Origin of the sequence: Spongisporangium articulatum (assembly GCF_044465595.1) — a bacterium.
Classification (GTDB): Bacteria; Actinomycetota; Actinomycetes; order Actinomycetales; family Kineosporiaceae; genus Spongisporangium; species Spongisporangium articulatum.
Genome location: NZ_JBITLV010000001.1, coordinates 596,644 through 619,909, shown reverse-complemented (window position 1 = coordinate 619,909; position 23,266 = coordinate 596,644). Strand labels below are relative to the sequence as shown.

General features: G+C 72.3%; 15 protein-coding genes. 5 read left to right on the top strand and 10 right to left on the bottom strand.

Going from position 1 to position 23,266, the window contains the following annotated elements; genetic code table 11:
- Window positions 1-4,740: 4,740 nt before the first annotated feature.
- Both ACIB24_RS02915 and ACIB24_RS02910 read left to right on the top strand, forming a co-directional pair.
- The gene (locus tag ACIB24_RS02915) at window positions 4,741-6,684 is read left to right on the top strand and encodes an AAA family ATPase (protein ID WP_398276799.1); all 1,944 of its coding nucleotides are present in this window, start codon (window positions 4,741-4,743) and stop codon (window positions 6,682-6,684) included.
- Window positions 6,681-7,784: a ParB/RepB/Spo0J family partition protein gene (locus tag ACIB24_RS02910; protein WP_398274902.1), complete on the top strand. Its 1,104-nt coding sequence runs from the start codon at window positions 6,681-6,683 to the stop codon at window positions 7,782-7,784. The genes ACIB24_RS02915 and ACIB24_RS02910 overlap by 4 nt, the downstream gene beginning before the upstream one ends.
- 114 nt (window positions 7,785-7,898) lie before the next feature.
- On the opposite strand, the gene ACIB24_RS02905 is transcribed toward ACIB24_RS02910, so the two are convergent.
- A complete protein-coding gene (locus ACIB24_RS02905; protein WP_398276722.1) occupies window positions 7,899-9,152 on the bottom strand; it encodes a PLP-dependent aminotransferase family protein in 1,254 nt (417 codons plus the stop codon).
- Between the two features lie 232 nt (window positions 9,153-9,384).
- Here ACIB24_RS02905 and ACIB24_RS02900 point away from each other — a divergent pair, with 232 nt between their 5' ends.
- Together ACIB24_RS02900 and ACIB24_RS02895 are read left to right on the top strand one after the other, a co-directional pair.
- Complete coding sequence (locus ACIB24_RS02900) at window positions 9,385-9,609, top strand: hypothetical protein (RefSeq protein ID WP_398274899.1); 225 nt, start codon at window positions 9,385-9,387, stop codon at window positions 9,607-9,609.
- Window positions 9,606-10,319, top strand: coding sequence for a GNAT family N-acetyltransferase (locus ACIB24_RS02895; protein ID WP_398274896.1), 714 nt, complete (start codon window positions 9,606-9,608; stop codon window positions 10,317-10,319). The genes ACIB24_RS02900 and ACIB24_RS02895 overlap by 4 nt, the downstream gene beginning before the upstream one ends.
- A gap of 19 nt (window positions 10,320-10,338) precedes the next feature.
- Here the strand turns inward: ACIB24_RS02895 and ACIB24_RS02890 are convergent, their stop codons facing one another.
- The 6 genes from ACIB24_RS02890 to ACIB24_RS02865 form a co-directional block, all read right to left on the bottom strand.
- Window positions 10,339-11,547 (bottom strand): N-acetylmuramoyl-L-alanine amidase, encoded by a 1,209-nt coding sequence (locus ACIB24_RS02890; protein WP_398274893.1) that lies wholly within the window; start codon window positions 11,545-11,547, stop codon window positions 10,339-10,341.
- Between the two features lie 55 nt (window positions 11,548-11,602).
- A complete protein-coding gene (gene trxA, locus ACIB24_RS02885) occupies window positions 11,603-11,938 on the bottom strand; it encodes a thioredoxin (protein ID WP_398274890.1) in 336 nt (111 codons plus the stop codon).
- Between the two features lie 59 nt (window positions 11,939-11,997).
- Window positions 11,998-13,002 carry a thioredoxin-disulfide reductase gene (trxB, locus tag ACIB24_RS02880; RefSeq protein ID WP_398274887.1) on the bottom strand — a complete coding sequence of 335 codons (1,005 nt, stop codon included), beginning with the start codon at window positions 13,000-13,002 and terminating at the stop codon, window positions 11,998-12,000.
- A 101-nt stretch (window positions 13,003-13,103) separates the two neighbouring features.
- Window positions 13,104-14,096, bottom strand: a complete 993-nt coding sequence (locus ACIB24_RS02875) for a hypothetical protein (RefSeq protein WP_398274884.1) — start codon at window positions 14,094-14,096, stop codon at window positions 13,104-13,106.
- A gap of 5 nt (window positions 14,097-14,101) precedes the next feature.
- On the bottom strand, window positions 14,102-14,779 hold the full coding sequence (gene sigM / locus ACIB24_RS02870) for an RNA polymerase sigma factor SigM (RefSeq protein ID WP_398274881.1): 678 nt from the start codon (window positions 14,777-14,779) through the stop codon (window positions 14,102-14,104).
- Window positions 14,780-14,789: 10 nt separating this feature from the next.
- The gene (locus tag ACIB24_RS02865) at window positions 14,790-17,003 is read right to left on the bottom strand and encodes a hypothetical protein (protein ID WP_398274878.1); all 2,214 of its coding nucleotides are present in this window, start codon (window positions 17,001-17,003) and stop codon (window positions 14,790-14,792) included.
- Window positions 17,004-17,243: 240 nt separating this feature from the next.
- Here ACIB24_RS02865 and ACIB24_RS02860 point away from each other — a divergent pair, with 240 nt between their 5' ends.
- Window positions 17,244-18,722: a hypothetical protein gene (locus ACIB24_RS02860; protein WP_398274875.1), complete on the top strand. Its 1,479-nt coding sequence runs from the start codon at window positions 17,244-17,246 to the stop codon at window positions 18,720-18,722.
- On the opposite strand, the gene murJ is transcribed toward ACIB24_RS02860, so the two are convergent.
- Genes murJ through ACIB24_RS02845 form a run of 3 tightly spaced genes read right to left on the bottom strand, consistent with a single transcriptional unit; the run spans window position 18,715 to window position 23,257 of the window.
- Window positions 18,715-20,364 carry a murein biosynthesis integral membrane protein MurJ gene (gene murJ / locus ACIB24_RS02855; RefSeq protein ID WP_398274872.1) on the bottom strand — a complete coding sequence of 550 codons (1,650 nt, stop codon included), beginning with the start codon at window positions 20,362-20,364 and terminating at the stop codon, window positions 18,715-18,717. The two genes, ACIB24_RS02860 and murJ, sit on opposite strands and share 8 nt — an antisense overlap.
- Window positions 20,361-22,775, bottom strand: a complete 2,415-nt coding sequence (locus tag ACIB24_RS02850; protein ID WP_398274869.1) for a DUF6049 family protein — start codon at window positions 22,773-22,775, stop codon at window positions 20,361-20,363. The genes murJ and ACIB24_RS02850 overlap by 4 nt, the downstream gene beginning before the upstream one ends.
- Window positions 22,772-23,257, bottom strand: coding sequence for an NUDIX hydrolase (locus ACIB24_RS02845; protein WP_398274867.1), 486 nt, complete (start codon window positions 23,255-23,257; stop codon window positions 22,772-22,774). Before ACIB24_RS02845 ends, ACIB24_RS02850 begins: the two co-directional genes overlap by 4 nt.
- Window positions 23,258-23,266: the final 9 nt, after the last annotated feature.

Genomic DNA, 23,266 nt, shown 5'->3' with positions numbered 1-23,266 from the left:
GGGATCCGGGTCTCCCACCTGACGGGTGGGCCATCAGTGCCGGACTATCGACATCGGACCACGTCCGCGGGACCGTGCTTCACCCTGGGCCCCGGCCTCCTCACGACGTTCTCAGGGATCGCTGACTGCGGCGGAGCGCAGGCACTGATCCAGGGCCGGGGCAGGTGACCTGAACGTCGACACCGTCGCATGCCGCATCCAGCCTCCGAGTGTCGCCGCCACGGCCGGGGGTGTCCGACCACCGTCGGGCGCGGCCGCCGCGTGGACCGCGGCCACTGGATCGGAGACCTGCGCCCCGGCTCACCCCAATCACTAGGAAGGCCAACGGCTGGGTCTTCGCGGGCGATGGCCGATCCAGCTTTGTCGAGCGCGCGACGGATCAGCGCGATGCAATGTGCGCCCCTGGCGACAGCCTCGAGATGGATCCTGTGATGTCGGCATGGGTTGCCTCGGCTCGTGGTCCGGATTGGACGGTGGGGGCGACTCGGCCCCGTCATGTTCGTCGGTTGGCGTGGTGGGAGCGGCCGACGGAGATCGCAGTGGCGGCAGTCGACCCTTGTCCCGCATCGTTGGCCGAGCGACGCATGGCTGGGCTGGCCGGCCGAGCGTCGCGGAGAACTGCTCTCACGGCTGGGCGGGAAGCCACCTGCTCATCCTGCCGTCACGCGTCGCCACCCCGGCGGGCGTCCTACCGTCGGGTCTGAGTGTCCGGTGCGGGCGTCTCACTCCAGACCGTCGAACTCACCTTCGCGCCCATGCCGGCCCGGCACGCCGACGCTCGGGGGCGCGATCGGCGAGGGTCTCTCGATGGCTGGGACGACGGCGCCTGTGGTCGACTCTCGTCCCGACGTTGGGGATCACCGCCGACACCGCCTCCGTGTTTCACGTGAATCGAAGCGGAGTGGCGCCCGATGCCCCGTGGGCTGAGCCGGGGACCACTCGCCGGTCTTGTCGTTCACGCCGACGACGGCCCCACCGGCTGTACCGGCGTTTCTGCCCCCACGCGGGTCGATGACCCCAACTACCGGACCGGTGTTGCTGGGAGAGCTGCCCTACGGCACGACCGGGGAGTGGTCGCCAGGCCATCGAATACGAGAGGCACGACGGTGCCGTGCGGTTCGTCGAATCTCGGTGGAGAGAGGGCGACGCACACCTGAGGGTCTGCGTCGGTCGCTCACCCACGGGCCAGCCGAACGCCGTGAGTTCCCTACGACCGGGCGGGCGCGGAAGCGGCGGGCCGGATCAGGAGGCGAGCGTCTGCCCGGGTCGAGGAGTGGCTGGTCTTGCGGGTCACGGCAGGACGGGCGCCTCATGCCTGGCGCCGCGTCCGCCCGGGACGACGGTCCGCGAGCCTGGTCCGACTCGGTCCGGGTTACAGGGACGGGCGGACGGCTGCACATCCTCGAGTTGCAGCGGATGCTGCGGACCATCCCGAAGGCCGCCCCGAGCACGCCTTGATGGGTCGCGCTGAGTGCGCCCGATCGTAGGCACCGGTCGACCGCGCGCTCGCTGAGATCATCCACACGCAACTGGGCGCGGGAGGCCCGGTTGAGGGGGACCGCTCGGAGGGGACGGCTCCTCTCGACGGACCGAGTCGTCAGGCACCACACGTGTCGCCTTGGTCGGGTGCGCGGGAGGTGGGTCGAGATGCGCGACCGAGACCATCGACGCGACCTCCCGGTCGCGTGGGCTTGACTAGCCGACATCTCGCTGGCATCAGGACCGGCGTCACCGACCTGGGCTGGGGATTCGCACGACGATCGACCCGGGCCAAACTTCGACGTTCCCCAGGCGACGACAGAGCTCGACGAGCGAGCCGCCCGTCCGGGCCCGTCGTCGCGAGGCTCCGATATCAGAGCCGCCTCTTCGCTCCCGGTGTGCATGGATCCGTGGCGGTGGGTGCCCATGGGCAGGGGCGGACGAGACGAACGCGAGTGGTTCTCTGAGTGAGGCGAGGGGCGGGGCTGCGGCTTGACCTTCTCGGCGAACGCCGCGGTGTTCGTCTGGATCAGGTCCGCTCGGGCTCCCGACGAGACTCGTTCAGGACATGGTGACGCACCCCCGCGGGCCCTCGTGACCGAGCCGCGAGGACCGGTTCGGCGCGAGCGGGGAGGGTGTGTGGGAGTCGTGTTTCCCGATTCTCAGAGAGTCGGGATCGACGTGCTCGCTGGAGCTGGCCGTTCCGTCGAACTGGCGTTCCATGCAGCAACCCCTCCACGTCGCCACGTTCACATCCGGGTCGAGAGTGAGGTGGGTCCGGGGACGGGGGAGGGGGCGAGCCAATGTCCAGACGTGTGGATTCCCCTGGGGATAACGACCACACGTGTGGATAGTCGGTCGAGAAGTCCTGCGACCGTTTCACGTGGAACCGGTCGGAGACTGGTGGTCGTGAAGCCCAGCGGTGAAGCCGGCTCGTCACACCGATCAGGGGAGCGTCGGCCAGCCAGGCCGCGGCCTCGATCCGCCAGCCTGCCCGGCGCACACGGGCAATGAGAGATGATTCCCAGCTTGATGTACGCACGGCTCAGGCGACCCGGGACTTGTGACGGCCGGACGACCGCCCGTTTCCCGGCGGCCCCCGGGGGGCAATCCAGGCCCACCGAGCCCTAGCCCCTCGAACCTGCGCGAGTGGCCAACCCCCGACCCGTCGCCGATCGGGATCGAAGCAGCGGAGGGTCGTCTGGTCACGGCCCCTCCTGCTTGGAGGCCAGAGCTCGGCGCCAGCTTGCTCGTCGTTCGATGTTCGCCGTGGACACCGACTACCCAACTCACTGCACGGCATTCGCCACCGATGAGAACCGGGTGCCGCTGGGCGACCGACGGATGGGAATGTCGTCGTCGTCGGCCTTCTGCCGATCGGCCGCGCGGCCCTCGCCACCGCGACCGAATCGGCCGTCCAGGGCGAGAGCGTCGTCATCTGGCGCGAGGCGCTGGGCTCGTGGCTGACGGCGGCCGGACGTGCCGGTCCCGGCTCCAGGAGGACTGGCTCGACGAAGAACGAGTCGGCTGCGCTGCCTCCTGACTGAGATCGTCAGCTGCGTCGTGGCGTCGTGGCGTCGTGGCGTCGTGGCGTCGTGGCGTCGTGGCGTCGTGGCGTCGTGGCGTCGTGGCGTCGTGGCGTCGTGGCGTCGTGCCGTCGTGCCGTCGTGCCGTCGTGCCGTCGTGCCGTCGTGCCGTCGTGCCGTCGTGCCGTCGCACCGTCGCACCGTCGCACCGTCGCACCGTCGCACCGTCGCACCGTCGCACCGTCGCACCGTCGCACCGTGAAGCTCTGCCACAGGGGGTCGGGATCACTGGCCGGCCGATGTGGCCGACCTCTGGTGTCGATCAGCGTCCATACCTCCTCCAGCGTCGATCTCGCCCTTGGGAGGTGCGCCTTCCCGGACGTCCCACACGACCGGACAGCCGGCCTCGAGCATGCGCTTGGCGACTTCATGTCCGCGACGAGGAGAGGCGCAAGATGATGATCGTTCGGCCGCTGTGTCGCGCGACCGGGGGTGAAACCTGAGCGAGCTAGCGATCTGGACCGCGCATGCCGGCCTCACGATGCGGGCCAGGCATGGGCGCCTGAACGTCGAACCGGGGGCGTTGGAGGACTTTCTGCATGATCACGGCTGGAGGGGGCGAGGGTGGGGATGGGCTTGGGGAGCGGCCCGGGAACGTGTTGGCTACCCCGGCAGAGGCATCGTTCGGTGTTCAGGGAAATGGTGACCGCGGCGTTGGTCTGTCTCGGCAGGAGGGGAGCGGCTGTCATCGGGACGGCCCGCCGACCGACTCGAGTCGTTGCGGTATCAGCTGTGGGGGATGGCCGTGGAGTAGTCGGCCAGCGCATCTGTAGGCGCCGCCCCATCGCCTGCGGCGCCGGTCGGCCACCTGGTGTGAGACGAGGCGTCCGAGGGGTGGGCGTCGACGGTTTCCAGAGCGCGGCGCTGATCGGTACGGCCCGCGGAGTTCGGGTCAGGCCTCTGCGATTCACGTGAAACGAGTCCGGTCCGACGCCGGCGCGCCTCGCTATCGGACCCAGATCAGATACGCGAGATCCTAGATCTTGGGTCGACGACGTTCATCGAATCCCACGACGCGCTCGGGGTGCAGTAGCTCCGAGGCCTTCTCGCGACCGACAGCGAGGACGTGGTGGTCAGCAGCAGGCCGGTGTCTGAGACGACCACCTCGGATGGGGAGGAGGACGTCTCGGTCACTGCGATCACCGGGCGGGCAGTCCGGTGCCGATCGCTGCAGGAGACACGATCCGCACGTTCCTCCGTCGGTCACCGCCCTGCGCTCCCAGCGCTCGGCGATGAGCAGAGGGGAGGGGAAACCTCCAGCGACGCGAGGGCCGGCGCCGCCAAGGGAGGGAGCCCCCGCTTGCCCGGGGAGGTTGCGGGCCGGGAACTCCGTCCGGGGTGGCCCGGACCGCCCGATCGTCCAGAGGGAATGGATGGGACGACGCAGGGCGGGTCCAGATGGGCGGGCGGTCGGGGCAGCGGACGCGTGGGCATCAGCCCGCCACAACGTCCGTCCCGCGGTTGTCCGGGGTTCCCGGGCGAGTCGAGCGAGAGCCGGCTCGATCACCCAGCCAACGGCAGCGGGTGACCAGGGGCCAGGCCCACCCTCGATTCACGTGAAACCAGGGCGGATCCCGAGTACAGGCCGATCCGCCGGCCGGAGATCACAACGATTCGATCCACATCGCGAGAAGACCGGTCGCGAGACTCCTGGACGGGGAGCCCCGCAACTAGAGTGGGACGGCCGATCCGGCCCTTCCGCGTGCAGAAATCATCAGCGCCCGGACTGTCGTCGTCGGGTCCGGCCGATGCGCGCGGGATGATGTGTACGCGTGCGGTGAGGGAAGGGATCGTGGTGAGCGAATTGGGCTGGCCATCGGGAAAGCTGAGGCGAGTGGTCAACGGTCTGGGGTGGCCGCGGGGCAATCACGCCGGCGAGGTTTCCCGTGAAACGTCGCCTCCGGGCAGCCTGGCCCGGGCGTTGGAACTGGCGCCGGTCGAGGAGGCGCCGACTCCCACGGTGGTCGACATCCGGACGAACACCGAGCCGCAGCAGAAGGCGTCGGTCGTCTCCATCCCGGTCACCACGTCGTCCGCCGTGACGGCGACCCAGGGCTGGGTCGGCGCCGGGGGCGGCACGCCGCGCATCACCGCTCAGGCGGTGACGGGACAGTTGGCCGAGAAGCCGGCCCTCGCGGATGAGCCGGCGGTGACTCCGGAGGTCCGCCTCAGTGTGGCCGCCCCGGTGGAGAGCCCGGTGGAGAGCCCGGTGGAGAGCCCGGTGGAAACTGCGGTGGAGACGCCGGAGGACGTGCCGGTCGAGGCTGCCGAGGAAGTGCGCGAGGCCGAGGTTGCTCGGGAGGTAGGGCACTCCGGCCCCGACGAGCCGGACGCGGCGCTAGTCTCAGCAGAAACAGAGGCCGCTCTCGATGAACCCAGTCAGGACGACACGGGTCGAGAAGCGGAGGCCGAGACAGCGGAGGACGAGCTGGACGCCGACGATGCGGCCCGCGGTGCCGAGAACAGCAGGAAACCGGGGAACGACATTCCCACCGCACTCGCTCAGGCGAGTGAGGCTCTGGCCCGTGAACTCGGGCACGGATCGCGCACCGTCGAGGGCGACGGCCGGACCGCCTCCACCCGCCCCTGGCTCGAGGTCGAGCCCAATCCCGCCTTTGCGAGCCCAGTGATGACAACCGAATCCGCGTCCGGAACGGAATTCGGCGGTGCCCCTCTCGTCGACTCGATCTCGCTGATGGACGAGTCGACGCCCCTGGCTATGGAGGTGGCCGAGGACACCCGTCGTCGGATCGCCCTGGCTGGCCGCCGCTTCCCCCGTCCTCGCCACACCCGTGTCATGACCGTGTCCAACCAGAAGGGCGGCGTCGGCAAGACCACCACCACGGTCAACCTCGCCGCCGCCCTGGCCCAGGCCGGTCTCCGGGTGCTGGTGCTCGACATCGACCCTCAGGGCAATGCCTCGACCGCGCTGGGCGTTCCGCACCACTCAGAGGTGCCCAGCATCTACGAGGTGCTGGTCGACGCCCGCCCGCTGATCGAGGTCATTCAGGCGTGCCCGGAGATCGAGAACCTCTGGTGCGCCCCGGCGACGATCGACCTGGCCGGCGCCGAGATCGAGCTGGTCTCCTTGGTGGCCCGCGAGTCCCGGCTGAAGACCGCGGTCCAGCAGTTCCTGGCCCGGCAGGGCGACAGCCCCGAACGGCTCGACTACATCCTGATCGACTGCCCGCCGAGCCTCGGCCTGTTGACGGTCAACGCGTTCGTCGCGGCCGACGAGGTGCTGATCCCGATCCAGTGCGAGTACTACGCGCTGGAGGGTCTGTCGCAGCTGCTGCGCAACGTCGAGCTCATCAAGGGTCACCTGAACCCGTCACTGCACGTCTCGACGATCCTGCTCACGATGTACGACGGCCGTACGAGGCTCTCCTCGCAGGTGGCCGACGAGGTTCGCGCCCACTTCCCCTCCGAGGTGTTGCGGACGACGGTTCCCCGTTCGGTCCGGATCTCCGAGGCGCCCAGCCACGGTCAGACGGTCATGACGTACGACCCGGCGTCGAGCGGGGCGCTCTCATACCTCGAGGCGGCGCGGGAACTGGCCGAGCAAGTACTGAGCACCGATGGTGACAGCTACCGACAGAACGCAGAGGGGACATCATGAGCGACAAGCGTCGAGGCCTGGGCCGTGGTCTTGGAGCGCTCATCCCTCCGGCGCCACCGGCGAAGGGGAGCACCGACCGTCCGGTCGACGTCTTCTTCCCGGATCGGGGCGACGGCCAGGCCGAGGCGTCCACCTCCGCGGACGGCGCCACGACCACCGCAGCGGCCGCCGGGTCGGCCCCGGCCGAAGGCGCGACCGTGCCCGCCCAGGCGCAGCCCACCGAGAGTGCGCCGGCGCCCGCGGGTGAGCCGCTCCTCCCCGTCCCCGGGGCCAGCTTCGCCGAGCTGCCGCTGACCTCCATCACGCCGAACGCCCGCCAGCCTCGGCAGGTGTTCGACGAGGAGGACCTCGCCGAGCTGATCCACTCGGTGAAGGAGATCGGCGTCCTCCAGCCCATCGTGGTCCGCCGGGCGGGGGAGAAGGACGGTCGGCCCGCCTACGAGCTGATCATGGGTGAGCGCCGCTGGCGAGCCAGCCAGCAGGCCGGCCTCGACACGATCCCGGCGATCGTCCGGGACACGTCCGACGACGACATGCTGCGCGACGCCCTGCTGGAGAACCTGCACCGCAGCCAGCTGAACGCGCTCGAAGAGGCGGCCGCCTACCAGCAGCTCCTCGACGACTTCGGCTGCACGCACGAGGAACTGGCCACGCGCATCGGCCGCTCCCGCCCGCAGATCAGCAACACGATCCGGTTGCTCCGCCTGCCCCCGACGGTCCAGCGCCGCGTCGCCGCGGGCGTCCTGTCGGCCGGTCACGCGCGGGCACTGCTCGGCCTCGACGACGGCGACGCGATGGACAAGCTTGCCCAGCGCATCGTCAACGAGGGACTCTCGGTCCGGGCGACTGAGGAGGCCGTCGCGCTGACCGACGGCGATACGGCCGCCCCGGCCGCGGCCCGCCGCAAGCCCCGCGCCGGCGGTCACCACGCCGAGCTCGACGAGCTGTCCACCCGCCTGGCCGACCGGCTCGACACCCGGGTGTCCATCGCTCTGGGCCGGAGCAAGGGAAAGCTCAGCATCGAGTTCGCGAGCGTCGAGGACCTGAACCGCATCCTCGACATCCTCGCGCCCGAGGAGCGCAAGGCGTTCCAGAGCTGACGCTCGGGGCGGCGCGCGCCAGGCTCACAGCACGGCCCTCACGCCGCCACCTCTCACGACAATGACCGCCGGGCCCCACGAGGGGCCCGGCGGTCATCGTTTCACGTGTAACAGTCAGGTGAGGTCTGGCGACGGGGAGTCACTAGGCCCGGTCACCCGACCCATCCCGAACGCGGGGGTCGGCCCCATGCCCGGACCGAAGGTGGACTGGATCTCCAGCTCGGCGTCGAGCACCCCGGCCAGCCGGCGGATGCCCTCCCGGATGCGCTCCGGCGTGGGGAAGCAGTACGACAACCGGATGTGGTCGCGCCCCTGACCGTCGGCGTAGAACGCGGTACCCGGCACGTACGCCACCCGCTGGGTCACCGCACGCGGCAGCATCGCCTTCGCGTCCAGCCCGGCCGGCAGCCGCACCCACACGTAGAACCCACCCTGCGGCACGTTCCACGACGCGCTGGGCAGCAGGTCGTCGAGAGCGTCGAGCATCGCGTCCCGCCGTTCCTGGTACAGCTCACGGAACACCCCGACCTGATGCTTCCAGTCGTGGTTCGACAGGTAGCTCGAGACGGCCAGCTGGCTGAACGACGACGGGCACAGGATGGCCGCCTCGGAGGCCAGCACCAACCGCTCGCGCACCGCGTGCGGCGCCACCGCCCAGCCGACCCGGTACCCGGGGGCGAACGTCTTGGAGAACGACCCGAGGTAGATCACGCCGTCCGAGTCCAGCGACTGGATCGCCGGCAGCGGGTCCCCGTCGAAGCCGAGCAGGCCGTAGGGGTCGTCCTCGAGCACCAGCACCCCGTACCGCCGGGCGATCTCGAGGATCTCGGGGCGCCGGGCCGCCGACAGCGTCACCCCGGCGGGGTTGTGGTGGTTGGGGATGACGTACAGCAGCTTGACCCGGCGGCCGTCGCGGCGCAGCTTCTCGAGCTGCTCACGCAACGCCTCGGGCTGCAGGCCCTCGGCGTCCAGGGGCACATGGACGACGTCCGCCTGGTAGGAGCGGAACACGCCCAGCGCGCCGACGTAGCTGGGAGCCTCGGCCAGGACGACGTCGCCCGGGTCGACGAACACCCGGGTCACCAGGTCGAGGGCCTGCTGGGACCCGGTGGTCACGATGATGTCGTCGGGGCTGGCGTGCACCTTCTGCAGGGCCATCACGTCGAGGATCTGCTCGCGCAGCCCGGGGTCGCCCTGCCCGCTGCCGTACTGCAGCGCCACCAGCCCGCGTTCGGCGACGAGCCGCTCGAGCGAGCCGCCGACGACATCGAGCGGCAGGGCCGCAAGGTACGGCATGCCCCCGGCCAGGGACACGACCTCGGGACGGCTCGCGACGGCGAACAACGCGCGGATCTCCGAGGCCGTCATCCCGCGGGTACGGGCGGAGTAGGCGTCGAACCATCGGTCGAGTCGGGAGTCCTGTCCGCTACCGCCGCTCTGATCCACGCCTATCACTCTCTGTAGCTGAATATTAACTGGCTGTCGTATTCACCCAGGGGCTCAACCGGCATACGATCGTGGTCGAAAACCTCCGACACGGAGGTCCCCGGGTGTGCGTTGAAATCGCGCTCCGCCCGATTCCTGTTACCTGGAGTGTCGCATGCGACTCGGTCGGCTCGCAGTAGCGGGCCTTGCCGCCGGAGTGGTGGCCGGCTTCGCCGTCGCGCTCCTGCGACCTCGGCGACGACCCGTCGTCCTCGACCTCACGGGCCTCGACCCGCAGCCGCCGGTCGAGTCCCCTCACCCCGGTGAGGCGACCGACGGGTCTCCCGCGGTCGACGTCCGGGCCGACCACCGGTCCACGCAGGCGGCGAGGCACGCGTGACCCGACGCCTCGCACCCCTCACTCTCGACAACGTCTCCGACCTGCCGACGCCGTGTCGAAGCTGCGTGTCATGGGAGCTCGACGCCGTCGCCGGCCGCCGCGCGCGCGAGATGGGCGACACCGCGTTCGAGAAGGAGGCGTGGATCTCCGCGACCCTGCTCGAGTGGGGCAGCTGCGGCCGCGTCGCCTACGTCGACGACCGCCCGGCCGGCTTCGTCACCTACGCCCCGCCCGCGTTCGTCCCGCGCTCGTTGGCCTTCCCGACCAGCCCGGTCAGCGCCGACGCCGTCCTGCTCATGACGGCGCGGGTGATGCCCCAGTACGCCGGTTCCGGTCTGGCCCGCATGCTCGTCCAGGCCTGCGCCAAGGACCTGTCCCGGCGGGGGGTCAAGGCCATCGAGGCGTTCGGGCTCGCGGCGGGGGGCGGCCTCGGGCCCAGCCTGCGGGCCGCGGCCGCCGCGCTGCCGATCCCCGGCCGGCAGGGCCGCCCGCCCACCGAGGAGGCCGGCGCCGAGGAGTCGAAGTGCCTCGCCCCGGCCGACCTGTTCTCGGCCGTCGGGTTCAAGACCGTGCGCCAGCACCACCGCTACCCGCGGATGCGGCTCGAGCTGAAGACCGCCATCTCCTGGCGGGAGGATGTCGAACTCGCCCTCGAGCGCATCCTCGGCACCGTGCGCGTGCCCGCGCTCAGCTCGACCTCCCACTCGTGATCACGAGGCCGGGGGTAGGTCAGTTCCCCTCGGCGTGAGCCAGGACGTCGGCCAACGCGATCGTGCCGGTCGCCGTCGCGTCGTCCTCGCCGAGGTACACCCGCTGCACGGCGGCCAGGACCGCATCGGCCACCGCGTCCAGGAACGCGGCACTCGAAAGTCGCTGTGCGTCATCGGCATTGCTCAGATAGCCCAACCCGACCATCACGGCCGGCATCGCGGTCATCCGGACCAGGTCGTACGAGCACGGGTGACTGCGGCAGTCGACCACTCCGGTGCGGGCGACGACCTCACGCTGCACGAACCCGGCCAGTGCCCGGCCGACCGCCGAATGCTGCCCGACCCGGCCCCCGCCCCAGTAGAACGTGGCGAACCCCTCGGCCAGGGGGGAGGGGTTCGCCTCGCAGTGGAACGACACGACGAGATCGGCGCCGAGCTCCGTCGCGAAGTCGACCCGCTCCACGATGTCGGGGTAGTCACCGGGCTCACCGGTGCGGGTCAGGCCCACGGTCGCCCCGGCCAGCCGGAGCTTCTCCGCGACCACCCGGCACACCTCGGCGGTCACGTCGGCCTCGACCAGCCCGTGCCCGGACATCCCGTACCCGTTCCCGCCGTGCGCGGCGTCCAGGCAGATGACCTTCCCCTTCAGGCTCTTGCCCGCGGCGGCCACGCCCTCACGGGTCCGCAGGCTCCACGGGTCGCCACCCTCGACGGCCCGGCCGAGCGCAGCCATCGCGTGCACGGTGCGCGGGCCGAAGATGCCGTCGGCCGGCACGCCCAGCCCGCGCTGCAGCTCGCGCAGCGACGCCGCCGTGACCGGCCCGAAGATGCCGTCCACGGGCCCCGCGTGCACGCCGAGCTTGACCATCCGCTCCTGCAGCGCGCTCACGTCGTCCCCGCGCATCAAAGGCGACCCGGTGTCGACCAGCACCCGGTCGCCCAGCTGCCAGCGCGCGGCGTCCAGCTGCAGGGCCGTGTCGCGCCCGACGACGCCGTCGGCGAGCACGCCGCGGAACTGCTGGAAGAGGCGGACCGCCTCCTGGACGGCCTCGTCGAACAGCTGGACGTCGGGCGCCTGGCTCAGCGGGGCGGCCCCTTCGTCCGGCTGACCGAGCTCGGCCCGGTCGAGCAGGTCACGCAGAACGACGACGGCCGGGCCGCGGTCACCGAACCGAAGCGGCCGCTCGGCCACCTTCGGCAGGAGTCCCGCGCCCGGCCTCGTCACCACGTCGAGAGGGTAGGGGTCGGCAGGTCGCCGCGCCCAGCCCTCAACCCGAAGAAGATCAGCCCAGCCACTCCGACAGCTCGCGGCGCAGGATCGGCTTCGGCTTGGCGCCGGTCATCGACTTCACCAGCTCGCCACCGGAGTACACGTTCAGCGTCGGCAGCGAGATCACCCCGTAGGCGGCGGTGATCTTCGGGTTCTCGTCGGCGTTGATCTTCACGATCTTCAGCGACTCGCTCTCGCCGGCCAGCTCCTCCAGGATCGGGTTGACCTGGTGGCACGGCCCGCACCACTCCGCCCAGAAGTCGACCAGCACGGGCTTGTCCGACTGCAGCACCTCCGCGTCGAAGGTGTCGTCGGTGACGACCTGCAGGGCGGTGTCGGTCTCGGCCATCGCTGGTTCCTCTTTCCGGTGAAGGGCTTTCAATCGTAGGTCGCGGAACGGGAGAAGGCTCAGAAGGGCACGGCCTCGGCGCGGCGCTCGGCGGCGTCGGCGGTCGAGGACTCGTCCAGCCCGCCCTCGATGTCGGCCAGAGCGGCCAGGTAGCGCTCGGCGTCCAGGGCCGCCACGCAGCCGGAACCGGCGGCGGTGATGGCCTGCATGTACTCGTGGTCGACGACGTCGCCGCAGGCGAACACGCCGGAGAGGTTGGTCCGCGACGAACGGCCCTGCACCGCGATGAACCCGGTGTCCGTCAGGTGCACCTGGTCCTTGACCAGTTCGGTGCGCGGGTCGTGGCCGATGGCGACGAACAGGCCGGCGATCTCGAGGTCGCGCTCGGCGCCGGTCACCGTGTCCCGCAACCGCACACCCGACACCTTGGCGTCGCCGTGGATGTCGACGACCTCACTGTTCCAGGCGAACCGGATCTTCGGGTCGGCCTGCGCGCGGTCCTGCATGATCTTGCTGGCCCGCAGCTCGTCACGGCGGTGCACGATGGTCACGGTCTTGGCGAACCGGGTCAGGAACGTCGCCTCCTCCAGCGCCGAGTCACCCCCGCCGACCACCGCGATGTCCTGCTCCCGGAAGAAGAACCCGTCACACGTCGCGCACCAGCTGACGCCGTGCCCGGACAACTGCTTCTCCTTCGGCAGCCCCAGCTCCCGGTACGCCGAACCCGTCGCGAGGATGACCGACTTCGCGCGGTACGTCGTCCCCTCCCCGGACACGACCTCCTTCACATCCCCGGTCAGGCGCGCCTGCACGATGTCGTCGGTGACCAGCTCGGCGCCGAACCGCTCGGCCTGCGCGCGCAGCTTGTCCATCAGCTCCGGACCCATGATCCCGTCCGGGTGACCAGGGAAGTTCTCCACGTCCGTGGTGTTCATCAACGCACCACCGGCGGTCACCGACCCCTCGAAGACCAGCGGCTTCAGGTTCGCCCGGGCGGCGTAGAGGGCGGCCGTGTACCCGGCGGGGCCCGAACCGATGATGATCACGTCGCGGACGTCGTCCACAGTGGCTCTCCTGGCTGCGGCTGGGGGGAATTGCTCCGGAGTGTGGAACCGATCGTAGGGGCCAGGTGTTCCCGGCGCGTCCCCTCCCTCGGCGGGTGCCTTCAGGGGGTGATGGTCTCGACGGCGAACGTCTCCTGGGAGCCGGTCCCGCAAGTGCGGGAGACGAACCAGACCTCGTACGTGCCGTCGGGCTCCTGCAGCACGATCGCCGCCGCCTCCCGGGACTCGTAGGTGGCCAGGTCGACCGCGACCGGCTGCTCGTCGGCCCGGCCGATCGCGGTCAGGCAGGACTTCACCGTGGCGGTGCTCCAGGCGCTCGCGGACGGCGCGGTGCTCGTCTGCAGGTCCGTGGCCGAGCCCTCCTGGGAGCTCGTCGGCGAATACGCCCGGGCGGCGGCGGACGGACTCTTCCGGCTCTCCGCGACCAGACTCTCGACCTGCTTCTTCACGTCCGCCGACGTGTAGTCGGTACCCGTGGCCAGCACGACGGTCACCAGCGGCGCCGCGTCGTCGGCCGCACCGCCCGCGCTGGACGCGTACTCCGCCGTCCCGTCCCCACCGGTGATCGCCCGCAGCCCGGCCACCCCACCCGCGCCGAGCACCAGCACCCCGACCACGATCGCCGCGATCCGCCCGTACCCGAGCCACCGGAACGTCCGCTCCTCGGTGCGCTCCTCCGAGCGCTGCTGCCGCCGGGCCCCGGTCCCGGTGCCGGCCCCGGTCGCCGTGGCCATCGGGCGCAGCACCCGGGTGGGCCCGGTCGAGGGGCCGGTGGACGCCGCCCCGCCCGCCGCGTCGTCGGGTTCGGCCCGGGTGCCGCTCACCGGAGTGGCCGCAGGAGTGGGCGCCGACGTGCTCGTCACCGCGGCCAGCACCGACGCCTCGAACCCGGCCACCAGACCGGCGGGCATCCTCTCGTCCGGCAGCTGCGCCAGCCGTCGGGGGACCGACTCGGCCGCCTCCAGCAGGTCGCCGCACCGGGCGCACTCGATGATGTGCTGCTCGACGACCGCCGTCTCCTCGGGCGTGAGCAGGCCGGCGGACCAGTCCGCCAGGGCGTCGTCGTCCGGGTGGTCCAGGGGATCCTCGGGCATCCTGCTCACCTCCCTTCCCGGTTGTCGGACTGCAGTGGGACGCCCGCGGGGGGCGTCGGGTTCCCGGCCGCCCGCCGTCCACTGCGGCGCGGCGCCGGCCGGGACGCCGCCGAACCGTCCTGGCCACCGTCGGACAGCATCCGCGCCATCGCCAGCCGGCCCCGGGCGCACCGCGACTTCACGGTGCCCTCCGGGACGTCGAGCAGCGCGGCCACCTCGGCGACCGGCAGGTCTTCCAGGTCGACCAGGACGATCGCCACCCGCTGGTCCTCGGGCAACCTGGCCAGCGCCGCCCGGACGTCGAGCCGCGCGGTCGTCGCGACCGCCTCGTCCACCCGGGTCGGGACGTCCGCGACCCGTTCGAAACCGCCGCGCCCGTCGTCCAACGGGACCGTGGGCCGCACGGCCCGGCGGCGCAGCCGGTCCAGGCTCGCGTTCACGACGATCCGGTGCAGCCACGTGGAGACGGCCGAGTCGCCGCGGAACCCGCCGGCTGCGCGCAACGCCGAGACCATGGCGTCCTGCAACGCGTCGAGCGCCTCCTCACGGTCGCCGGTCGTACGCAGTGCGACCGCCCACAACCGGTCCCGGTAGCGCGTGACCAGTTCGGTGAAGGCGTCGGGGTCACCGGCGAGGTGGGCGGCCAGCAGCTGCCGGTCGTCGTCCCCCGCGTCAGGGTTCACGTCAGTCGACTCACGTCACTCGCACCTCGGTGACCTCCGCCCGGTAGCCGTCACTCGTCCGCGGAAGGGCAGTGAACCAGAGGATCACGTACTTGGCCTCGGAGATCGTCTTCGGCTGGAGTGTCGTCGTGCCCCCGTCGAGCTTCGCGGAGTCGACCACCTGGGCCTTCGCGGGGTCGGCCGTCGGGCCGAGGCGCAGCTGGACGTTCCCGCCCGACCCGCGCACGTCGATCTCGACCTTGCTGACGGTGGCCACGTCCTTCAGCCGGATCGACAACCCGAGACCCTTCTTCAGGCCGCCGAACTTCGCCGACGTGTAGGTCTCGCTGTTCCAGAACGTGTCGTCCTTGCCGTCGACCGCCTTCGGGCTGGTGCTCGTGCCCTCGTCGCCGTCGCCCTGCGGGTCGACCGCACGGATGGCCGCGATCTCCGGGGCCTCCCCGGCCGGTGTCGTCGGTGCCGTGCTGGTCGGTGCCGGGGTGGTCGCAGCGGTGGAAGGCGGGGCGCTCGCCTTCGGGGTGGCGCTCACGGAGGCGTTGGTCGTGGCGGTGGGGACGACGACCCCGGGGTTCGCGCTCGGGTCGCCGCCGCTGATCAGCCCCCGGACCGCCAGCCCCGCGACCAGCAGCACCAGGACCACGGCCACCGCGACGCCGACCACGACGCGCCGGGACTGCTCGGCCGGTGGGGCCTGCTGCGGCAGGACGATCGGGAAGGGGCCGGTCGACTCCACGACCGAGGGGGCCTCGTCGCCCGGGGACCAGGTGTCGGCCCACGGCAGCAGTTGTTCGCCGCTGGCGGTCACCGGCGGCTGGCCGTTGGCGTGCCGCAGGCTCAACCCGTTCAGGCCGCGCCCGCCCGTGCTCGGGGTGGTCGGCGGACCGGCCGGGGCCGTCGGCGTCGGGCCGGTGCCGTTCGTCCGGGCCGCGGGCGGCCGCATCGGCTGCGGAGGGGTCTTGGTGCCCAGGCCCGTGTCCGGGGCGGCGGCCGCCGCGGCCGGTCGCGCCGGTTCCCGGGGGGCCTCGGGCGGCGGCTTCGGTACCGGGCCCAGCCCGGGACGCAGACCGGACGACGCCCCGCCCGTCCCGCCGGACGCCGGCATCGGCGGCGGCATGGGTGGAGCTGGACGGAACCGCGGTGGGCCCGGTCGGCTGATCGGCAGGCCGAGCCGCGGTGTGTCCGGCTCTTCCTCGGTCTCGTCCTCGATGCCGTCGGCGCCCGACGGTTCCGCTGGTTGCGGTGTGACACCACGCTCACCAGGTGGTTGCTGTGTGACACCGTGCTCATCCGGGTCGGTGTCGGCCACCGGTTCTGCTGCCGGCGCAGGTTCCGGCGCAGGTTCCGGCTCGGTGACCGGCTCCGTGACCGGCTCGGTGACCGGCTCGGGGTCGGGCGTCACGACGGCGGTGGCCCGGGGCCCGGAGGGCGCGCTCGCCGGCTGGACGTCCGGCAGCAGCTTCGCCTGCGCCGCGCTCAACCACGGGTCGAGCCGCAACGCGACCTCGCCGGGCGTCTTCGGCCCGTCGCCCGCCAGCGTCTGCGTGCAGAGTTCGTCGAGCTCCGCCGGGACGCCGGGCACCACGTCGCGCGGCGGGACCGCCGGCCCCTCGGGCGTGCGGGGGGCCGCGGGCAACCCCAGGTCCCCCAGCGGCCAGGTACCGGTCAGCGCGAAGTACAGCACCCCGATCGTGGCCAGCGCGTCGACCCGGTTGGCGCGCGTGGCGTGCCCGGGTTCGAGACCGGCCGCGGCCGCCAGGGTCGCGAGACCGGCGATCTTCACCGAGCCCGCGGGCGTGACGGTGATGAGACGCGGGGTCAGCTTCAGGTGGTGCAGGCCGCGGCCGCCCGCGGCCAGGCCCTCGGCCACCTCACCCGCCACCCGGCGGGCCGCAGGGGCGGGCAGCCCACCGTCGGCGGCCAGCGACTCCAGGGTCCGCCCCGCGACGTGCTCGGTGATCACGTACGCGCGTTCGCCCAGCGTCCCGCTGTCCGTCCCCACGGTCAGCACCCGCACCAGGCGGCGGTCGTCGACGAGGGCGACCCGGCGGGCGGCGTCCAGCACCTCGTCGGCGCGGGGGTGCCCCGGGCGCAGCAACCACACCTGCACCTGCCGGTCGAGGGTGGCGTCCACGGCGAGCCAGGTGGAGGCGTCGGAATTCTCGGCCAGGCGCTCGGACAGCCGGTACCGCCCGGCCAGGCGAGCGCCGGGGCGTGCCTCGTTCACGGTCGGTCCACCTCCTCCCCCCACGCCGGGCCCGATCTCAGCGCCAGGAGGGCCGTGTGCTGGGGACAACTCATGCTAAAGGAGTCGCCACGCATCGGCTCCGGACGGTGTCCGGACGACCGGTTCGGCCCAATCTGTCGCGTAGACCTGTCTTGACGGAAAGTAGTCATCATTGTGGCGAAGGCATCGTTCCGACAACAGGTCGTGACAGGTGCTTTCGCCGTCGTTCATCCTGGGGCGGTGACGGAGCGGGGGAACGGCGTGGTTTCAGCAGGTGGGACCGGTGGTCCCGGGTGGCGCGAGGCGTTCGCCCCCGGCGACCTGGTGGCGGTCTACGACCTCGACGCGTCACGGTTCGAGACCGCGGTGCTGCGCTGGGGCGGCGACGCGTTCCTACCCGTCGGCCCGGTCAACGGCCGCCAGGTCGACCCGCACGACATCCCCGGCACGATCCGGCTCACGGCCGCGACGATCCGGGCCACCGGCGTACCCGAGATCGGCCTGCGCTGCATCTACGTGGCGGGAGACGCGACGTTCGACGTCCAGGTCCGAGCCCAGCTGTGGGAGGTGTTCGGGGCCGCGCTGCGGTTCGAGGTCGAACCGGACCTGCTCGCCGCCTTGCGGGCCGCACGCCTGCCCCGGGCCGACCCGCAGCCGGCCACCCCCGCCACCACCTCCGCCGCCGCCACCACCGCCGTGCCGCCGTCCGTCCAGACCCTGGGACAGGTCCCGGAACGGGTCCCGGCACCCGAACCAGCCCTCGAACCGGCCCCAGCTCCCGAACCGACCTTCGAGCAGGTGCCGGTCACCCCACGGGTCCTCGACCGCCCGCCGTCCGTCCCGCCGTCCGGCCCGAGCTACCCGCCCGGGCCGAGCTACCCGCCCGGCCCGGCCGCCCACCCGGCGCCGTTCGCAGCTCCCGGCCCCCCGGCGTCCGGCCCGGCGTCGAGCGCCCCGGCGTCCGGCCCGGCGTCGAACGCCCCGGCGTCCGGTCTGACGGCTCCCGGCGCCCCGGGACCCGCCTACCCGGCGGTCCCGGCCTACCTCGCCCCGCCCGTCCCGCCGTCGCGGCCCTCCCGGCGTGCCCTGCTGACGCTCGTCGCCGCGGCGACGGCGGTCTTCGTCCTGATGGTCGCCGCCGTCTACACCGGGCTCGTGCTCACCCGGCCGGAGGAACCGCAGGCCGCCACCCGGGGGGCGCTCGCGACGAACCCGAACTGTCACGACCTGACCCGGGCCGAGTGCGACATCGTCCTGCAGCTGCCGTCGCAGTTCCCCGACCGGAAGACCTGCACCGCCGACCTCACGGCCCAGAAGGTCACCGGCGCCCAGGCCGGGGTGGTCTGCGCGACCCGCGGCTACGCGCGGTTCGGCTCCCACCCGCCCACGCACCTGTGGGCGCAGCGGTTCGCCACCCGGGCCGCTCTCACGAAGTACCTCGACGGGCGGCGGATCGCCGCGCGGGCCGGGTACGCGGACGACGTCGTCGACGCCTGTTCGCGCTCCGGGCAGCGCATCATCTGGGACCTCGACAAGAAGGCCGAGGGCGAGTTCCTCTGCTTCGTCGACGCGCAGCGCCGCTCGAACGTGATCTGGACCTACACCGACGAGCGGCTGGTGATCGGCGCCAACGTCGACGGCGACGACATCGAGGCGCTCGCCGCCTGGTGGTGGGACGACCGGTTCGACGTCCGGCTGGACCCGAAGGCGCTCAGCTGACCTCGGCGTGCCGGCCGGCCCGGCGGCGCAGCAGGGGCCGCAGCAGCTCATCGAGTTCCGGCGTCCCGAGCCGGCGCAGCACCACGTAGTAGACGGTCAGCAGCGCCCCGCCGCCGAGGACGGCGGCCAGCACCGACGTGAGCCAGGCGTCGCCCAACCCGGCGTGCAGGACGTACGAGAGCCCCGCGGCGACCAGCCCGCCGGCCGCGGCGGCGGCCAGGAACTTCACGTAGGCACGCGTGATCCGCCGCCCGTCGAGCCGGCCCAACCGGCCGCGCAGCAGCGCGATCGACAGGGCGGCCCCGACCAGGTTCGAGACGGTCATGGCCGCGCCGATCCCCACGACGATCCAGGCCGGGGACAGCAGGTGCAGGGACAGGAGGTTGCCGCCGGCCCAGGTCAGCACCACGACGACCTGGATGAAGAACGGCGTCTTCGCGTCCTCGAAGGCGTAGAACACGCGCTGGAACAGGTACTGGGCGCTGAACGCGATCAGCCCGATCATCATCGCGCCGGTCACGTAGGCGATACCGCGGGCCTGGAACATCCCACCCTTGGGAAAGATCGTCCGGACCAGGTCCACCCCGACGGCGAGGAACGCCGCCGCCGAGACCACCGTGGCCAGCCCCGTCACCCGCAGGCCGAGCGACAGGTCGGCCCGGACCTCGTCGAGCCGGTCGTTCGACGCCGAGATCGACATCCGGGTGAACAGGGCCGTCACCAGTGAGACCGCGATCAGCGAGTGCGGCAGCATGAACAGCAGGAACGAGTTCGTGTAGACGGTGTAGCCGCTGGCGAACCCCGAGTGCGCGGTGCGGGCCAGGCCCTCGGCCGTCGTCGCGACCTGGGTGACCACGATGTACCCGAGCTGCTGCGCGACCACCGCGGCGAACGTCCACCCGGCGACGCGACCCGCCGTCCTCAGCCCGAACCCGCGCAGCCCCCACCGGGGGCGGTAGCTGATGCCAGCCCGGCGCAGGGCCGGGATCAGGATCAGCGCCTGGGCGATCACCCCGAGGCTGGCCGACCCGGCCAGGATCACCGTCCACGACGTCTGCCAGGACTGGACCGGGTGGCCGTGCACGTCGGGGGTGCCGGCGACGTGGATCAGCCACATGATCCCGGCGATGCCGACGATGTTGTTCACCACGGGCGCCCACATGAACGGTCCGAAGCTGCCGCGCGCGTTCAGCACCTGGCCGAGCAGGGTGTACAGGCCGTAGAAGAAGATCTGCGGCAGGCACCACAGGGCGAACGCCGTGGCCAGTGCGAAGGTCCGCGGCTCCCAGTCGTTCGAGGCGTAGATCCGGATCAGGAACGGTGCGGCCGCCGTCGTCACGACCGTGACCACGAACAGGACGGTGACGGCCATCGTCAGCAGCCGGTCGATGTACTCCTGGCCTCCGTCGAGGTTCTTGGCGGCCCGGGTGATCTGGGGGACCAGCACCGCGTTCAGCACCCCGCCGGCGAGCAGGATGTACAGCGCGTTGGGGATCGTGTTCGCGACGTTGAAGGCGTCGGCCGACGTGCCGGTGGCCAGGGCGGCCAGCAGCAGTGCGGCGCGTACGAACCCGAGGATCCGGGAGGTGAAGGTCCCGGCCGCCATGACCGCGCTGCTGCGCATCAACTGGCTGGTGTTCACTCGCCGCCTCCTGCTCGCGAGGTGCTGCCCACGGATTCCGCGCCGGACTCGGGCTCCGGTCCCGACTTCAGGTCCGACTTCAGGTCCGGGCGCGGATCGGGCTCCGGGTCGGGCTGTGGAGCGGGCTGTGGAGCGGCGTCCACGGCCGGGGGTCGCGCGCCCGGCGGCTGGTTCGCCCGCGCCTCGTCCTGGGCCTGCTGCACCGCCAGGTCGTCGACGTCCGGGACGTCGGTCGGCGGTACCCGGGTCCGGCTGCGCCGCAGCCCCCGCAGCAGGCCGATGACGACGAGCAGCCCCAGGATCGAGACCACCACGATCATCCCGCGGGTCTCCCAGTCGGGCCGGACCTTCACCGTGAACTGCTGCGGCGACTGGATGATCCCGTCGCGCGCGTTCTCCAGAACGACGGTGACGGTCACGTTGCCGCTGCCCAGCGCGTGCGCGGGGATGGCGACGATCTTGCGGCCCGGCGGCGCCTCGACGGCCACGTCCTCGACGACGAGCTGGCGCGACGACGCGTCGGCCACCACCTTCAGGGCCAGCGTCTGGTCGGTGTCGTTGATGATCGCGACCTGCAGCTCGGACTTCGTGGCGGTGAAGAACTTGCCCCGGGCCCCGATCGACAGCCTGACCCCGTTGGTGAGCTGCCCGACCTGGCCGGACACGCGCTGCCCGGCGGCAGCCAGGTCGTTCAGGTCCCGGCGCCAGGCCACCGACAGCAGGGAGCAGACGAGCTTCCGGTACGGGTCGAGCACCGGGTCCGGGTTGCGCAGCGCCGGGGCGAACAGGTCGAGCCGCTGCTTCAGCCGGTTGGCCCGCGAGATCTGCCCGGGCGGCAGCTCGGTGGCCCTCTGGTCGGCGCCGTAGGCGGTCTCGGTCCGCCCGCCCACCGGGGTCGCGTCGCGCAGCGAGTCCAGTGAGGACAGCTCCACCCACGGGGCCGAGTGCAGGGCCGCCAGCATGGCCGAGACCCCGGCCGGGTTCGGGCTCCACGTCCGCGGGGTCACCGCCAGCAGGTGCCGTTGCTCGGTCGGCTGTTCCAGGCTGACGGCGGCCAGTTCGGCCAGCAGGGACTGCACGGACTGCACGGACTGCGTCCCGCCGCTGCCCGCGACCAGGGTCGACAGGTCCTTGTCGTACAGGAGCCCCGCCAGGGACTCGCCGCCGCCCGACACGGTGGAGCGACCGGTCGGCGTCGTCGTCGACGACGCCGTGTCCACCGGCTGGGTGTCCGAGGCCAGGAGCACGGCGCTGTAGCCGCTGTGCTGGACGGCCGACACGGAGCGGCTCGGCAGCCGCCCGTCCCCGGGCCAGGCGACGGTCGTGTCGAACGGGCTCAGGCCGGTCTCCGCCGTCACCCGCCGGCCGAGGTCACCCGCCATCCGGAACAGCTTCACGCCCTTGTTGTTCAGCAGCGAGTTGATGTCGGGGTCGGCGTAGGGCAGCCCGAGCACGGTCCGCCCCGCCGCGCCGCCCGAGAACCGGGCCAGCCACTGCCGGCCGGCGCGCATCGCGGCGTCCTCGCCGGCCAGGCCGGTCGCCGAGGCGTTCGACCCGCCGGAGGGGCCCGTGGAGCCGCCGGACGACGCCGGCCCCGACCCGCCGGACGTCGCCGGCCCGGTGGCGGAGGTGAGCTCGGGGTCGAGCCCGTCGGCCTTGAGTTCGGCGGCGGAGGAGAGCACGGCCGGGTCGACGATCCAGCCGAAGTCGGGATCGGCCGTGGCGGTCACCACCCGGTCCAGCCGGCCACCGGCGGCCAGTTCGGTCTCGGCCTCCGTGGTGGCTCCACCCGCGTTCGCACCGGCCTGGCCCGCCGTGATCGGCGCCAGCAGGGTGAGCCGGGTCGCCGCCGTGGTGGTGGTCGGTGACCAGACGATCGTCGTCCGGGTGGCCGCCACGGTCTTGGCCCCGGCCGTGATCTCGACGGTCAGGCCGCGCGGCCCGAACGCCCACGAGGCGTTCGACAGGCCGAGCTCGGCGCCGGACACCTGCACGGTGAAGGAGTCGCTGCCCCCGGCGGGCAGTTTCCCGACCTTGACCGTGCCGGGCAGCGAGCGGCCGCCGGTGTCGTCGAGCGTTCCGCCCGTCCAGCCCTGCACATCGGCGGTGGTGCTCAGCACCTCGGAGTGCAACCGCAGGGAGGCCCGCGCCCCCTTGATCGTCTTCCCCGTACCGTTACGCACGACGCCACTGATCGTCAGGTCGGAGTCGGCGGTGACCGCGGCGGGGGCGACGCGCGTCAGCGTGAGCGTGACCTCACCGGCGACCAGGGGCACGCCCGACAGGTCGGCCGCGCCCGCCGTCCCGGCGCCCGCCGTCCCGCCGGCCCCGGCCGGGACGCCGGCCGCCGAGGCGAGCACGATGGCCAGCGCCAGGGCGGGCAGGGCCCGCAGGGCGCGCGGCGGGTTCACGCGCTCTCCGCGAGACGGGCACCGGCCTGTTCGACGATCCGCCGCTCGTTCGGGAAGGACAGCCGCCCGTCGAGTTCGGTCAGCGGCACCCAGGCGACGTCGATGGCCTCCTGGTCGGGGTCGCCCTCCACGCTCAGCCGGCCACCGACGGCCAGGAGCAGGAAGTGGTGCACGTGCTTGTGCACGCGCTTGCCCTCGACGGAGAACCAGTAGTCGATCGAGCCGAGCGGCTGCACGATCTCGCCGCGGATGCCCGTCTCCTCCTCGATCTCGCGGACGGCCGCCTGCTCCGGCGTCTCGTCACCCTCGAGGTGGCCCTTCGGCAGGCACCACTCGACCTTGCCGGCCCGGTTCAGGCGGGCGATCACCGCCCCCACCGGCCCGCCGTCCGAGCGCTCCACCACGAGCCCCCCCGCCGACGTCTCCACGACGGTCGGCAGCGGCCGCCGAGCCCCGCGCGGGGTCCGGGATGGGCGGGGCATGGGGGCCAC